Genomic DNA, 15,015 nt, shown 5'->3' on the forward strand with positions numbered 1-15,015 from the left:
GCTCAGTTGGTAGAGCACACGACTGTTAATCGTGTTGTCGTCGGTTCGAGCCCGACATTCGGAGTTATGCCGACTTAGCTCAGTTGGTAGAGCAACGGTATCGTAAACCGTAGGTCGAGGGTTCGAATCCCCCAGTCGGCATAGTGTAAAGAGGTCATCCTGTTAAAGGATGACCTCTTTTGTTATGATAAAAAAAGAGGGCGTGTGACATGGATGAAGCAGCAATGAAGATTCAAGAATTAACAGAAGCATTGGCGTCTGCACAAACGGAAGTTGATAAGTGGCGGACGGGTGCCGAAATTTATGAAGCACAAGTAGGTGACCTGCAAGGCGCACTACAAGAAATGGCAGCGGAATTGGATCGCTTGGCACTTGAAAATCAGCAACTAAAGGGCCAATTAGGTGATGCACCAATATCTCTCCCTCAACCACAAGCTAGTGCGCTTACTGATGAAGATGCCCAAATTATTCAAGCTGCCTTAATTAGCCGCATTAAAGAATTAGAACGGACATTAGCACAACGATAAAGCAGATTGGGAATGTCGGAGGTCTAAAACCTCCGACGTGACCAATAGCCGCTGTGATAAAAGATGCAAAAAAAGCCCAGTTCAGATAGCGTTCTGACTGGGCTTTTATAGTTGTGATTAAGCTGTTTGTAGGTCGCGCAAGCCAACATTTGAATCAAGCGTACCTGAAGGACCTGATAGGCTATAACGCAAGTACTTATCAACTGAAAGCGTCATATCTGAATCCATCTGAGCGGCTGTGTAACCCTTGATGTAAACTGGGCCAAGCGTACTATCGATTTTTTTGTCAAAATCATTAGTAAGTTGATCGTTTTCGCAAAGGATGATGTTAAAGGCCACATCCAAAGTACACATTCCTGCGTCTGAAAATGGGCCGACGCCATCATCAAAATCCAAAACAATCTTGGTCTGAGGTGTAAGACGTTGCGTCAGCTTTGCTTTTGCAGCATCGGAAATTGTTAAAAACATAATCATTACCTCCTGTATACCTTCTACTCTACCATAGTATATCGCAGATGAAACAACTGTCCAAAAATTTTACGTTAAAAAAGCATTCCGTTTGTCCAATATCAAGGACACTGGTAAAGTATAGATATAGTTATGAGCACAACAAAACAGGAGGATATGAAGATGCATTTAATTTGGACTTTAATTATTGGTGCAGTGATTGGTGCGATTGCCGGGGCGATTACTAGCCGAGGCGCATCAATGGGTTGGATAGCAAATATCGTCGCTGGTTTGATTGGTTCTTGGCTGGGTGAGATGGTACTTGGATCATGGGGACCTTCACTGGCCGGTATGGCATTGTTCCCATCAATCATCGGGGCAATTGTCGTTGTCTTAGTTGTATCTTGGTTGTTGACTAAGATGGGTAATGATTAAAAAGATGCTTATTAAGCGTTCCACGGTCATAAGTGGGACGCTTTTTTACTGGTGTTGACATTCAGATACAGGGGCTCTAAGATTAGTTGTCTGGAATTGTGGTTCTTCTCAAAAACGTCATGATTAAATGCTAAAATGTAAGCATAATTCATGGCGATTAAGGGGAGAATATGATGGAATTTACGACTTTGAATAATGGCGTTAAAATGCCGATGGTTGGATTTGGCACAGATGCGGCCAATGCAGAACTAACCTATAATGAGGTAATGACGGCGGCAACTGAAGCAGGTTACCGAATGTTTGACACTGCGGCGATGTACGGCAACCAAGATGAGCTCGGGGCTTACCTGGTAAACTCAGGGCTTGATCGGTCAGATTACTTCTTAACGAGTAAGGTTGCACAGCTGGAACAGGGGTATGAAAATACTCTTCAAGCCTTTAAGCGAACAACAGCAGCGCTACAAACGGATTATCTAGATTTGTACCTGGTCCACTGGCCAAAATTCGACCCATTTTTTGAAACGTGGCGTGCACTAGAACACTTGTACAAAGAAGGGTATGTTCGGGCCATTGGTGTCTCGAATTTTGAGGCGCACCATTTAGACCGTTTGTTGACGCAAGCGACAGTTGTACCAGCAGTTGATCAAATTGAGACGCACCCATACTTCAATCAACATGTGTTGCACAATTACTTAGCGGAACTTGGCATTCAACATCAAGCTTGGAGTCCATTGGGCCGCGGTGCTGTGTTACAGGATGAGACGTTGCAGGGAATTGCGACGCGATATGGTGTGAGTGTCGCGCAAGTTATTCTACGCTGGCACATCCAACATGACGTGGCGGTCATTCCAAAGTCAGGTAATCCGGCCCGCATGGCCCAAAACATTGATTTGCAATTCCAATTGACCCCAACGGACATGGCTCGCATTGATGCCTTACAACGTGGTGAGCGTATCATGGGTGCACCAGATCAAAACTATACGGAAGATTTGTGGTAAAAAACAATGGTAAAACAAGGGAGTTTCGCGAGTGTTAGCTCAGTGAAGCAGTTACGGCAATTTAAACAGCGTACGAAGTTGGCCGAGAGCCAGGCGATTCAACCAGAACAGATTAAAGAGTTCCTAGTTGTGCGCTACCACTTAACGCAGAATGCGCGACTCGCCCCGGTTACCAAGGAGACGATGCAACGCTTTTTGATGGCGTGGTTAGATAATGCCACGGCGCAAACGTGGGCGTTGACAACCATTACCCAACAAACATTGGGCCAGATTGCCACGCAAGTACCATGGCAATTCTATGCTTTGGTGAATAGTGAATGGCGCCGGTTCCAAAAATTTTTGCAAAAAGAAGTACCGGCGATGCCGTTGGCAACACGCCGATTGGTAACGGCTGAAACCGAAACAATTACTGAGTTGGTGGCACAACAATTGGCCTTAAACTGGTTCTTGACGATGTATGTGGCAATGCCGGACCGATTAGCTGCAGTTACTGAACAACAGGTAGCTGATTTGCAACAATCATTGCTGACGGATGACCAAATCAATTGGCAAAATGTTGCAACGGTATATTCGACGGCCCCATTTGTCATGCCGACAGATGCTGATGAAGGCACAGTGATGTGGTTACAGACACTGACTGATTTAACGGCTGATCAATTAAAGTAATTAAAAGCCGCCAATCTCCCGATTTAAAATCGGAGGATTGGCGGCTTTTAAACGTGTTCCGAAAGGCTGAACCCTTAATATAACGCTATTTGACCCACTCATACCTCTACGCTACACGCCAAGGTATAAGCGGGTCAAACAACGTTATCACCGGGTTCAAAGCGCCTTTTGTCTCACTCTTTTTTATTATTCGCGAGTACCTTCAATGGCCGTACGCATGTGGTCAACCACTTGTTGCGTTTTGTCGCCAAGTTGGACACCAACTAACGTGAAGAGACTGTCCATGATGGTGATTTGGGCGATTAATGAGGACATTGATTCGCTTCGAATATTAACTTCTTCTGCAGCGCTTGCCAGTACCAAATCAGCCAGCTTTGCCAGTTCTGATTGGGGGTATGCGGTAATGGCGATAATCTTCACGCCATTGGTGTGCAGTTGACGCGCAATGGTTAACGTATCGTGATTGCGCCCTGAGTGAGAAACTACGATGGCTACATCAGTCGTGCGCATGCGGACGGCTTGCATGAGCTGCACGTCGTAGTCGGGGTGCTGTTCAACATCTAATGGGGTACGGAGCAATTTGTGGTAACCATTCAACGCCACGATGGATGAACCACCAATACCAAATAGGCCGACCCGGCGGGCTTCAACTAACCACTTGGTTGCAGTTGTCCAGTCGGCCGTTTTAATCATGTTGACCGTTGATTCAAGGGCGTTGGTTGCGCCACTGAAGACCTTCTTGACGATTTCACTGGTATCATCTTCTTCATCGATTTCACCAAAGAAAGTATCATCTGATTGGGTCACAACAGCCAAGCTTAGTGAAAATTCACGGAATGAGCTAAAGCCAACTCGTTTTACAAAACGAGAAATGGTTGCCGTTGAGAGACCGACCGCATTTGCCAGGCCCTGAATAGTTAAAGAACGAATTTCTTCTGGGTTTGCTAAGATAAAAGTTGCGACTTTTTCGTCGGAACCAGAAAGTTGTTCACGCATTGAACGAATACGTGTAAAGCCGGATTGCGCCATTTTATCTCCTTTTTAAATATATTAATCATGTATTTACCGTGTTATGGGTATACTTTTCCATCGTTTAATAGTTTTTAGTGCGTTCCAATATTTCTGACTAAAAACCCTATGAAAACATTTTACAACAAAAAGGGTTGCAAAGTGAAAAACTTTTGCATTATAATAATGACTGTAGAAAAAACAAGCACAAGAAAAAAGAGGTAACTCAAATGAAGTTCGCTATGATCGGCCTTGGTAAGATGGGTTTGAACTTGGTAAAGAACGCCGTTGATAACGGTCACGAAGTTGTTGCATTCGACTTGAACGCAGACTTTGTTAAGGAAGCAGCTGATTACTCAGATAAGGTATCTGCAGCATCAGACTTGGACGACATGTTGGCACAATTGCCATCACCAAAGGTTGTTTGGGTAATGGTTCCAGCCGGTGTTCCAACGAACTCAACTATCGACACGTTGATCGAGAAGATGGTTGAAGGCGACATCATCATCGATGGTGGTAACTCAAACTACAAGGATAACTTGGAGCAAAACAAGCGCACGACTGCTGCTGGTATCAAGTTCTTCGATGCTGGTACTTCAGGCGGAATGTCTGGTGCACGTAACGGTGGAAACTTCATGATCGGTGGAGACGACGCTGAAGCTTGGAAGACAATCGAGCCTTTGTTCAAGTCAATCGCCTTGGAAGACGGTTACCTATACACTGGTCGTTTGGGTTCAGGTCACTACTTGAAGATGGTTCACAACGGAATCGAATACGGTATGATGCAAGCCATCGCCGAAGGTTTCGAAGTTTTGGAAGCATCACAATACGACTACGACTACGAAGCAGTTGCTAAGTTGTGGAACCACGGTTCAGTTGTTCGTTCATGGTTGATGGAATTGGCCGAAGAGCAATTTGCTAAGGATCCTAAGTTGGATGCCATCTCAGGACGTATGCACTCATCTGGTGAAGGTAAGTGGACGATCGAAGAGTCATTGGACTTGGAAGTTCCAGCACCAGTTATCGCATTGTCATTGATGATGCGTTACCGTTCACTACAAGAAGACACGTTTACTGGTAAGGTTGTTTCAGCTTTGCGTAACGGCTTCGGTGGACACGCAATGGACGCTGCTAAGTAATTTTAGTCAAATCAGTCGTGTGATGTGCGACGTTAAGTTTACTAAAGCTACGATGTAGAAGACCCACAAAATATGAGATTTAAACACACAGAGTGACTAAGGAAGCCGCTGTTGGTTGCCCTATCGACCTTTGGCGCTGCGTACTTGCCATTGGGGGGCACCCATGGCAGGAAACTTAGTTCATTCGTTTCACGAATAACTCTGTGTTTCCAATGCTTAAGTTGTGAGATTCTTGAGTATTGAAGCCATCCATTTCGGTGGATGGCGAGATTGTGAGAGATACACCCGACAGATTTCTGTCGGGTGTTTTTTGTTGAGTAGGGTATAATAGACGTATTAACTTTGAGGATTGAGATACCATGAAATATACTTTGACACTTGATTTGGCGGCTGCGAATATCGTGGCGGTTTTAACGGATGAAAATGACAATCAAACAACAACGCGCCACGCCTACGCAGGGGTTGAATTTCCATCGGATCCGGTCTCACCAGATAACATCGTGACGACCTTAATCGACACGTTAACGACGATTAACAATGGCCTACCTGGCGATGCGGATATTTTGACTGAAGTTCACTTTATTTCAGGCATTGCTAATGGTTGGATTGCATTGGACGAAGATTTCAATGCGCTAACTGAAGTGATTTCAGGTGGTGATAACCGAGCTGCCAAGTATGTCGATGCGTTGATGATTAACGGCATCGGTGGCCAATTACAACGAAAAACAGGATTGCCTATGACACCAACTGAGCCTCTTGCGTTGACGTTGTGGTTGAAGAATGAAAATCAGGCGGCCTACACGAACGCTGCCCATTATATGGGGGTCCAGGAGTTTATCGTGAACCGCTTGTTTGGTTTGAATGAAGTCGATGAGGCGCACGCTGCGCGGACTGGGTTCTACAATGTGGCACATCAAGATTGGGATATCCAAGCGTTAGCCGTGACTGGTTTGGTAGCTGAGCAACTGCCAGCGTTGACGACTGCTGATACGATTGCAACGCCATTATTGGCATCGGTGGCCGCACAAACTGGTTTGACGGATGCAACCACCTTTTACCGCCGGTAATCGCATTATGCTATAATAAGTGTGTTACCGGGGATGCAGTTAGCCAGGGAAGTGATGAGCCCAGGGCTGCCGCTTGGCGGAGGGTGCGATGCCCTGCTGTCCGGTGACGGTTCTGTGCGGGAGGTGAAGGACCCACGCGGAATCGGAGGAAAAGCGCTTCGAGGCTTGGACACCTCGAAGTATGGGGATTGTTAACGGGGTGGTGCCTGTTAGCATGATACGGTGAAGACGTCGAAACGGTCGTGGTGGGCTGTTTCGACACAAAGGGAGACCTGCACTCATTTAGTGAGAGAGGTCTCTTTTTTTGTGCGCGATTTTTGACATATATCATTGATAATTAATATATTTTTAATATATGGAATGTTGACACTGTGAACTGTTTTGTATGAAAACCCTTCCAACGATTTTACGCCAACGTTTTAAACTATACAAAATTAATACATTAATCAAGTTTTTAAACAGGATTTTCTCATAATAAACTGATAAACTCGAGGTAAGTGAAGGTAGTGTTTCAGATATGAAACATACATGATGGATTGAGAAAATACTTAACGGGGTTTATTGACATGGGTGAGACAAAATTTAGAAAGAAGATGTATAAAAGCGGTAAGTTTTGGGTTGCCGCTGGAATGACAGCCCTGACGGTAGGGGTGGTTGGCGCCCAAAGAGCCGGATTACCAGTATTTACTGAAGGGTTACAGGAAGCGTCAGCGGCAACGGTAACTTCGCCGTTAACAATTGACCAAGTCACGGACGCGGATACACAAGCTGGTGCTAGTCGTACGGTTAATTGGAATGGCTCTAACGCTTGGAATAACAGTGATGTCACTGGATTGGGGACTTATAACGGGTCGACATGGACGGCTGATCGTACGTATGGTGGGCAATCAAAGGATCCAGCCGGTGCGACATACGTTAAGTTGGTGGCGAATGGTGCGTCTACAGCCGGTTACTTATATTTGACGCGTCAATTTGATGCAACCAAGACGTTTACGATTACGGGATACTTGCACCCGAACGTGAAGGATGCTGACACATGGATGACGCGTGATTATTCTGATTGGACTGGTTTGTTATTGACGCCAACCGACCCGAATAAGATTGCGTCAAGTTATGATTTCGCCGCTAAAGGTGGTGGTGGACTTGGTATCGAAGGGATGAAGAGCCTTCGCCTTAGGGGTTGATTTCCACAAAAATTCGGATAAAAATGACCCAGCTGAAGGACCGTTTGCGGCTTTGCGTACAACAAATTCATCTGGAACGTTGACGGCGACGCAGGGACTGCAAAACAATGTTGCTGGAACAGCCACTTATACAGATGGTTACAACTTAACGAACTGGAATACGACGATTAAGTATACGTTGACGTGGAACCCAACTGGTGGTCCGAACGGTGGGCCATCAATTAAAGCAACGATGACGCCAACGGGTACGCGTAACAGCGAAAAGACGTCTTGGACGGTTGATACTGCAGCTGGTAAGGTCACGTTGCCGAGTGTTAGTGCGTTGACGTTTGGGTTAAATGCCATTAATGGTCAAAATAAGAACGATCAATTTGCCTCGATTGATTCGGTTTCAGGTACGATGGCGACAGGGACAACGACGGTTAATTATGTCGACACGTCAGGTAAAGTGATTAAAACGGCAACGAGTTTTATCGGATCAGTTGGAGAAACTGTTGGAATCACGGGATTATCATCAGATGCTAGTACGGCAGATTATACTTTTGGTGCACCAACGATTCGAGGGTATAAGGTCAGTTCAGCAACGAATAGCGTGAAGATTTCGCAAACAGCTTCGGCTAACGTTATTACGATTAAGTACACGGCGTTGCCATTCCAGGAATCGATTATTCAAACGGATACGCCGGCACTGTGGAGTGATAGTGCCGTTATTGCGTCATATTGGAGCACGGATCAAGATAACCCGTTGGGAAGTGACACGAGTGTGGCTGCCAGCATTATGGATGCATCATTAGTTCGGTCAGGTTATAGCTACTACGTGACGGACCAAAAGGGAAGCTCATACGCAACGATGTCATCTGCTGCGGCAGCGACGTCGGTCAATGCTTGGGATAGTACCTCAAACTCAGCCGGGGTGCAGTCTGATGCGGCCCCACAAAGCTGGACAGTTAAGTATGTCCCTGATTACCAAGGCGCTTACTTGTACACGCGAGATTATTCATATGTGAACGGGTCGTATTCAGCGACGACATCATCAGGAACTTATAAGGATGCCGTTGGTGGTAAGACCGGGGGCGCAATTAATTTCGGAACTACCGACAGTAGTTTGCCAAAGTCTGGCTACACTTACACGGTGACGGGCCCAGATAATATTACGTATTCAAATTTGTCATCAGCAGTTGCTGCTAATTCATTTGATAGTACAGATAACAAAATAGGTAGCGCGCAGGCATCAAGTGATGCGTCATACCAATACTTTACGGTTAACTACACCCCAGCAACGCAAACCACGAGTTTGGTTGTTGATTCTAACTCACCGGTAAAGGCCGGGTCAGTTTTGGCCTCATCGTTGGGTGCAACGAGTGCGACGATTTCATTGCCATATACAGATGCATCATTGTCGACGGCTGGTTATTCATACGTGGTCAAGGGCCCAAACGGTTCAAACTACAGCACGTTGTCATCAGCGGTTGCGGCAAACTCGCTGTATGATGCAACGAATAATACGGGAACGACGGATTCGTCAGCCCAAATCTTTACGGTTAGCTACGTGGCCCAATACCAAGCGGCCGCGTTGCGCTACGATGCTAGTGGCCCAATTAGTGCCGGGTCAACGAAGGCCACTGCTTCGGGAACGACCGGTGGGGCGATTTCCTTTGCTGGCGTGACGGATTCAAACTTGGCCAGTGCGGGTTTTACGTACACAGTCAAGTACATGGGCACGGATGCCCCTGACAGTACGGCGTACACGACGTTGTCATCAGCGGTGGCCGCGCACCCACGTTATGATGCAACGGCGAATAGTGGTAGCTCAGATGCGTCATCACAGGTCTTCCAAATCACGTATAAGACTAATCAATACGCATCTTTGTTTACGGATTCGACAGACACATCAAGCAACTCAGTATTGAGTTATTCAGCGATTAACGAAACGACGAACGGGCCAGCAAGCAGTGCCATTTCATTTAGTACAACGGATTCACAACTTGCCAGAAGTGGTTATAACTACGTCGTGCAAGTGTTGAATTCAGCTGGTAGTGTGATTAACTCGTACACAACACTGACGTCAGCTGTGGCAGCGCAAAAGTATGACAATACGTCGAATGCCGCGAATGCAACGACTGATGCCCAAGTGCAACGTTTCAAGGTCGTTTATTCACCACAGACAGCAAATATCACGTATTACTACTATGATGAAAACGGTAAAACGATTGCGACAGCGGTGACAAAGACGGGTTATGTTGGGGCAAAGATTCCAGCTAATCCACTGACGATTTCGGGGTACACATTGATTGGGCCATCAACCGACTCTGATGACGATGGGTTGTTTGACGCCGACCGTAATTCAGTTATTAAGTACCAATATCGGGCCCAATATCAAGCAGCCAACGTGGTGGTTGATAGTGCATCACCGGTGGCAGCCAACTCGGCTGTGACGTCTGCTTCAGGTGTTACGAGTGGGGCGTTGTCATTTAGCACGACGGATTCGCAGTTGGCGAAGAGTGGGTACACGTATGTTGTTTATGGGCCAACTGGTTCAACGTCGTACGCAACCTTGTCAGCGGCGGTGCAAGCGAATAGTTTGTATGACGCCACTGAGAATGGTTCGGCATCATCAGATGCGTCGGCGCAAACATTCCGCGTGTCATATAAGGCTGATATGCAATCAGCGTACATTCGTGTGCAACAAAATTCACCAATTAGTAGCGGGGTGATGGTTGATAGCGTCGTCGGTAGCACGAACGGCAAGTTGACCTTTAGTGCGACGGATGCGACATTGGCCGTCTCAGGATACACGTACACGGTTGGTTATGGTTACGATGCTGCCAATACGGTTTGGTATTCAACGTTGTCCGACGCTTTGGCTGCTAATAGCGCCTATGATGCGACAAATAACAATGGTGGAACCACCGACACAAACGCCCAACGTTTCGTGGTACTTTACGCACCAATGAGCCAAGCAGCAGCGGTGGTGGTTGATGATAGTTCACCAATTAGTGCTGGTTCGACAGCGATGTCAGCCAATGGGGTGACGGGATCAGCAATTTCCTTTGCACCGAGCGCTTCAAATACGACACTGGATTCACAATTGGCCAAGAGTGGTTATACGTACACGGTGAAGTATGGTAGCGATAGCGCAACCTTTACAACGTTGTCATCAGCCTTGGCTGCCCACTCATGTTATAACGCGAATAACACGACCTCTGGGGTTGCCGATGATACGCCAGATAAGTTTACGGTCAGTTACAAGGCCGATTACCAATCAGCTGTTGTTAATGTAACGGGAACTTCACCAATTCGGGCGAACTCAAAGTTTGCCTCGAATACTGGCGGAACCTCGGATAGCATTAGCTTCAGTATTACGGATGCTAACTTGTACGCTCGTGGTTACATGTACACGGTGACAGGACCGGATGGTAAGGTATACAGCAACTTGGCGTCAGCATTGTCAGCAAATCTGATTTATGACAATACGAATAATTTAGGGTCATTGAATGATTCGGCTGTGCAAAGTTTCATGGTGTCATACCGGGCCAATTATCAATCAGCTTATTTGCAAATGGATGAAAATGCCCCAAGAAGTGCTGGGGCCATTGTTGGTTCAGCCGCTGGTGTGACGGCCGGTAATATTTCGTTTAATGTGACGGACTCACAATTGGCCGTGCCAGGGTACCAATACAATATTTACACGGCAATGGGTAGCAGCTATGCGACGTTGTCATCGGCCTTGGTAGCAGAAGGACGTTTTGATAGTACGCAAAACGTTGGGTCGTCTGATCAAAGTGCACAAGCTTACTTCGTCGTCTACACGGCCGACCAGCAAAGTGCTTATATTCAAGTGAATGCAAAGTCACCAATCAGTGCTGGTAATATGGTTGATTCACAAGTTGGTGAAACAAGTGCAGCACTGACGTTCGTCGATACGGATGATAGTGATCTTTATGTTCGTGGATACCACTACACAGTGACGGGACCAGATGGTAAGGCGTATAGCGACTTGTCATCAGCGATTGCGGCCAATAGCATTTATGACGCGACAGATAATACTGGTGCGAATGATGCCAGCGCCCAAGCCTTTACAGTGAACTATGTTGCTGATCATCAGCAAGCATCGTTAGCTGTGACGTCTGACTCACCAATCAGCATGGGTAGTGTCGTAACGACTGTATCAGGTGGGACTGCTGAGACGATTCCATTCTCATACACAGATTCACAAATTGCGGTTTCTGGTTACAGCTATCGTGTGATGGGGCCAGATGGTGAGTGGTACAGCACGTTGGCAGAAGCCCAATCAAACAACACGACGTTTGATGACACGAGTAACGCAACGGACTCAGATGCGGAAGCTCAAATGTTTACGATTAGCTATAGTGCCCTGAGTCAAGCAGCACGCGTTGTGGGGGCTGATAAGTCACCAATTCGAGCTGGCCTGACAATGGGTTCAGCGGCTGGTGTGACTAGCCAAGCAATTTCCTTTGCTAGCACGACCGATGCGACGTTGGCTCAGAGTGGTTACAGCTATGTCGTTTACATGGGTTCAAACAGTACAACGAGTTACAGCACGTTGTCGGCAGCGATGGCAGCCAATAGTTTGTATAACGACACGAATACAGCGAGCGGTGCCTCAGATGCGGATCCGCAAATCTTTACGGTCTCATATGTGGCCAACTATCAATCAGCGAACCTGGTTGTTGGGGGAAACACCCAAATTAGTAGTGGGATTACGGTTGATTCGGCAGCTGGTGTCACGAGTGGACGTGTGTCATTTGGAACTGATGATTCAGCCTTGCGTGTTGCTGGCTATCATTATACTGTGAAGACACCTGATGGTAAGACGTATGCAACATTGGAATCAGCGTTAGCTGGAACCACTGGCTTGTATGACAATACTAATAACGCGACGAATTCAGACGTTGCGCCACAAACATATACGGTTGAGTATGCAGCGATTACTCAAACGGCCGAAGTTGTCGTTGCGAAGACCAATGATAAGTATTCTGGCCAAGTGCTGGAGACCGTCACCGGAGATACTGGTGCGCCACTAGGTATTAAGTTGACAGATGAAACATTGCAGTCAATGGAGATGACCCAAGGGTATACGTATTATGTAACGGTTAGGCACGCTGATGATAGTTTAGTGACAGACGAAGCTGGGACTGTAATTCGTTATGCCACGTTGGATGAGGCAATCGCGGCGAATAATTCATTTGATGCGGTTGATGATAACGTTGAACATTCAGGTATTAAACAATTTATTCTTAATCCAGTACCGTCATATCAAGAGAGTACGTTGACGGTAACGAGTGATTCACCAATTTCAGCAGCAGCAGCCGTTGAAACAACGTCTGGCGTGACAAACAGTGCCATTTCATATAGTACGACTGACAGCACATTGGCAGTGCCGGGTTATACGTACCAAGTATCAGTTGTTGGACCGGACGGCACGACGCAATCATATGCGACGTTGTCATCGGCCTTGGCAGCGCAGTCGCTTTACGACAATACGTCAAATGGTGATACGCAGTCAGATAAGAGTGCACAAGCCTTCCAAGTTAGCTATAAGGCAGACTACCCGTCAGCCAATATTGCGTTCATGACTGATTCAGGGGCGGCACCAATGTCAGCGATTGCGGTAGCCGGCGCGACAGGTGATGTGTATGGATCCGGTTCTGGATCTAGCTTTAGCGCGGCAAGCGGGTATTACTTTACGGCAGACGGCCAACCAAGTGGCGCAAGTGTTGCAGCGGACGGGAAAACAATTTACTTTACCTTTACCTTTGATAACACCGACAATCCGGGCGCTACGGATAGCGCTGCGCAGAATTTCACACTACGGATGGCACCGGCTAGTCAATCTGGAAATATTAGCTTCTCTTATGCCGACGCGATTGGTTCACCAACGGTACCAGCTGATGTGCCATTAGCTGGGGTGACCGGTGATTCTAAGACGGGTACAATTACCGCGCCTGAAGGTTACTACATCGTGTCAATTTCCGGTGATCCATATAATGTGGTTTACACGGACGAGACGCACCAAGAGGCGACTTATTCAGTCATTCTAGATGATACCCCGAATGGTAATAGTGCCACTGATCTCGATTCACAAGATATGGTGGTCACTTTTGCACCAAATAACCAAACGGCAAACGTTATTCAAGCAATGCCGGATGGTACGACGAGTGTTGTTGACACGCAAAATGCCAAGACTAACCAATCATATGCGTATGAGTACACTACGCCAGCCGGATACTACGTAGCGAGTGGTAGTGCAGCGGCTGCTTCTGGTATGACGACTGAGATTAGTAGTGATGGTAAGACAGTTAATGTTACGGGAACGTATGATAACTCGAAGAATACGGATGCGTCAGGTACGGATGAGCAAACGCAAGATACGACCATTACGCTAAGCAAGTCTGAACAAGTGGCAATGTTTAAAATTAACGTGCCAACTTGGTCAACAACCGTGACGGCTAAGTTGACATCGGTACCAGGTTACACGGCTGACAATATTACCGTGCCACAAGGCTATTCAGACAGTGAACTTACTAAGGCTGGTTACAGTTACACAGTAACCGGGCCTGATGGTGAGATTTACGACACGATGGCGGAAGCTTTGGCTGCTAATCCAATCTTTGATAGTACGAATAACGGATCAGGGCAAGATACGGAAGCGCAATACTTTACGGTGACGTACGTTGCAGCTTATCAAAGTGCAACCATCAAGCAACAATACGCGGATGGTGCGCCAAATACGCCAGCTTTCCCACAATCTGACGAGGAACTCAACGGTAAGTCAGAACAAGTGGTTAAGGGAACGTTCAATGCGCCGACCGGGTATGAGATTTCAAATATCACGGATGCACCAGGTATCGTTTGGACGATTGCGGCTGATAAGAAGTCAGCAACCTACACCTTGACGTATGATACGGTGGCCGATACGGATGGACCAACGCAAAACACGGTCGTGACGTATACGCCATTGGCCCAAAAGGTAGTCGTTGAATTCGTCGATGAAGTTGGTCGAACGTTGACAACGGACACCAAGGTGACAAACCATACTTTGACGGGCGTGACGAATGAGACGGTTAATTATGACGACGCGTCGTTGCAAGCGGATCAAAAAATTGCGGGTTACCAATTGGTAGTTCAAAACCAAGCGGACGCGGCTAATTTCGACAACGATACGGCCGTCGACCAAAAGGTGCGTTACGTCTACCGTGATGTGCAAGCACCAACGATTACGACGACGAAGGATGAACTCGTCTCATCGAAGTCGGGGATGCCCGCAACAGAAGCTGATTTCCTAGCAGCAGTTGGCTTTAAGACGACTGATAATCAGCAGTACGGAACCAGTGTGACGACAACTGATTATGAGACGATTGCCGCGCAAGTTGCCAAAGACGGTGTCTCACGTGATGTCACGATTACAGTGAAGGATGCGACCGGTAATACGACGACCAAGACGGTGACGTTAACAGCCGTTGAAACTGCGCCAGTTTCACAAGAAACGGCGGTAAAAAAAAACACAGCAACAATTGGATGAT

10 protein-coding genes and 1 tRNA gene are annotated in these 15,015 nt (G+C 46.9%); 9 read left to right on the plus strand and 2 right to left on the minus strand.

Annotated features, from left to right (window positions below; translation table 11 throughout):
* The first annotated feature begins 68 nt into the window (after positions 1-68).
* Both ACJ28U_RS05100 and ACJ28U_RS05105 read left to right on the plus strand, forming a co-directional pair.
* Positions 69-141 (plus strand) — tRNA-Thr (locus ACJ28U_RS05100).
* Positions 142-209: 68 nt separating this feature from the next.
* The gene (locus ACJ28U_RS05105; protein ID WP_407618599.1) at positions 210-527 is read left to right on the plus strand and encodes a hypothetical protein; all 318 of its coding nucleotides are present in this window, start codon (positions 210-212) and stop codon (positions 525-527) included.
* Between the two features lie 117 nt (positions 528-644).
* On the opposite strand, the gene ACJ28U_RS05110 is transcribed toward ACJ28U_RS05105, so the two are convergent.
* A complete protein-coding gene (locus ACJ28U_RS05110; protein WP_099088585.1) occupies positions 645-995 on the minus strand; it encodes an iron-sulfur cluster biosynthesis family protein in 351 nt (116 codons plus the stop codon).
* 162 nt (positions 996-1,157) lie between these two features.
* Between ACJ28U_RS05110 and ACJ28U_RS05115 the strand changes: the two genes are divergently transcribed.
* The 3 genes from ACJ28U_RS05115 to ACJ28U_RS05125 all read left to right on the plus strand — a co-directional run bounded on the left by ACJ28U_RS05115 (position 1,158) and on the right by ACJ28U_RS05125 (position 3,073).
* Positions 1,158-1,409: a GlsB/YeaQ/YmgE family stress response membrane protein gene (locus ACJ28U_RS05115; RefSeq protein WP_099088586.1), complete on the plus strand. Its 252-nt coding sequence runs from the start codon at positions 1,158-1,160 to the stop codon at positions 1,407-1,409.
* 170 nt (positions 1,410-1,579) lie between these two features.
* Positions 1,580-2,407 (plus strand): aldo/keto reductase, encoded by an 828-nt coding sequence (locus tag ACJ28U_RS05120; RefSeq protein WP_407618600.1) that lies wholly within the window; start codon positions 1,580-1,582, stop codon positions 2,405-2,407.
* Positions 2,408-2,413: 6 nt separating this feature from the next.
* Complete coding sequence (locus ACJ28U_RS05125) at positions 2,414-3,073, plus strand: hypothetical protein (RefSeq protein WP_407618601.1); 660 nt, start codon at positions 2,414-2,416, stop codon at positions 3,071-3,073.
* A 186-nt stretch (positions 3,074-3,259) separates the two neighbouring features.
* Here the strand turns inward: ACJ28U_RS05125 and ACJ28U_RS05130 are convergent, their stop codons facing one another.
* Entirely contained in the window at positions 3,260-4,102 is an 843-nt protein-coding gene (locus tag ACJ28U_RS05130; protein ID WP_010375313.1) for a MurR/RpiR family transcriptional regulator, read from the minus strand.
* A 209-nt stretch (positions 4,103-4,311) separates the two neighbouring features.
* Between ACJ28U_RS05130 and gnd the strand changes: the two genes are divergently transcribed.
* The 4 genes from gnd (at position 4,312) to ACJ28U_RS05150 (ending at position 15,014) form a co-directional block, all read left to right on the plus strand.
* On the plus strand, positions 4,312-5,220 hold the full coding sequence (gene gnd / locus ACJ28U_RS05135; RefSeq protein ID WP_099088589.1) for a phosphogluconate dehydrogenase (NAD(+)-dependent, decarboxylating): 909 nt from the start codon (positions 4,312-4,314) through the stop codon (positions 5,218-5,220).
* A gap of 359 nt (positions 5,221-5,579) precedes the next feature.
* On the plus strand, positions 5,580-6,287 hold the full coding sequence (locus ACJ28U_RS05140; RefSeq protein WP_099088590.1) for an FGGY family carbohydrate kinase: 708 nt from the start codon (positions 5,580-5,582) through the stop codon (positions 6,285-6,287).
* A gap of 566 nt (positions 6,288-6,853) precedes the next feature.
* Positions 6,854-7,471, plus strand: a complete 618-nt coding sequence (locus ACJ28U_RS05145; RefSeq protein ID WP_407618602.1) for a KxYKxGKxW signal peptide domain-containing protein — start codon at positions 6,854-6,856, stop codon at positions 7,469-7,471.
* A 52-nt stretch (positions 7,472-7,523) separates the two neighbouring features.
* Positions 7,524-15,014 (plus strand): MucBP domain-containing protein, encoded by a 7,491-nt coding sequence (locus tag ACJ28U_RS05150; protein WP_407618603.1) that lies wholly within the window; start codon positions 7,524-7,526, stop codon positions 15,012-15,014.
* The last annotated feature ends 1 nt before the right edge of the window (position 15,015 follow it).

It is taken from the genome of Weissella sp. MSCH1 (genome assembly GCF_045799135.1).
Classification (GTDB): Bacteria; Bacillota; Bacilli; order Lactobacillales; family Lactobacillaceae; genus Weissella.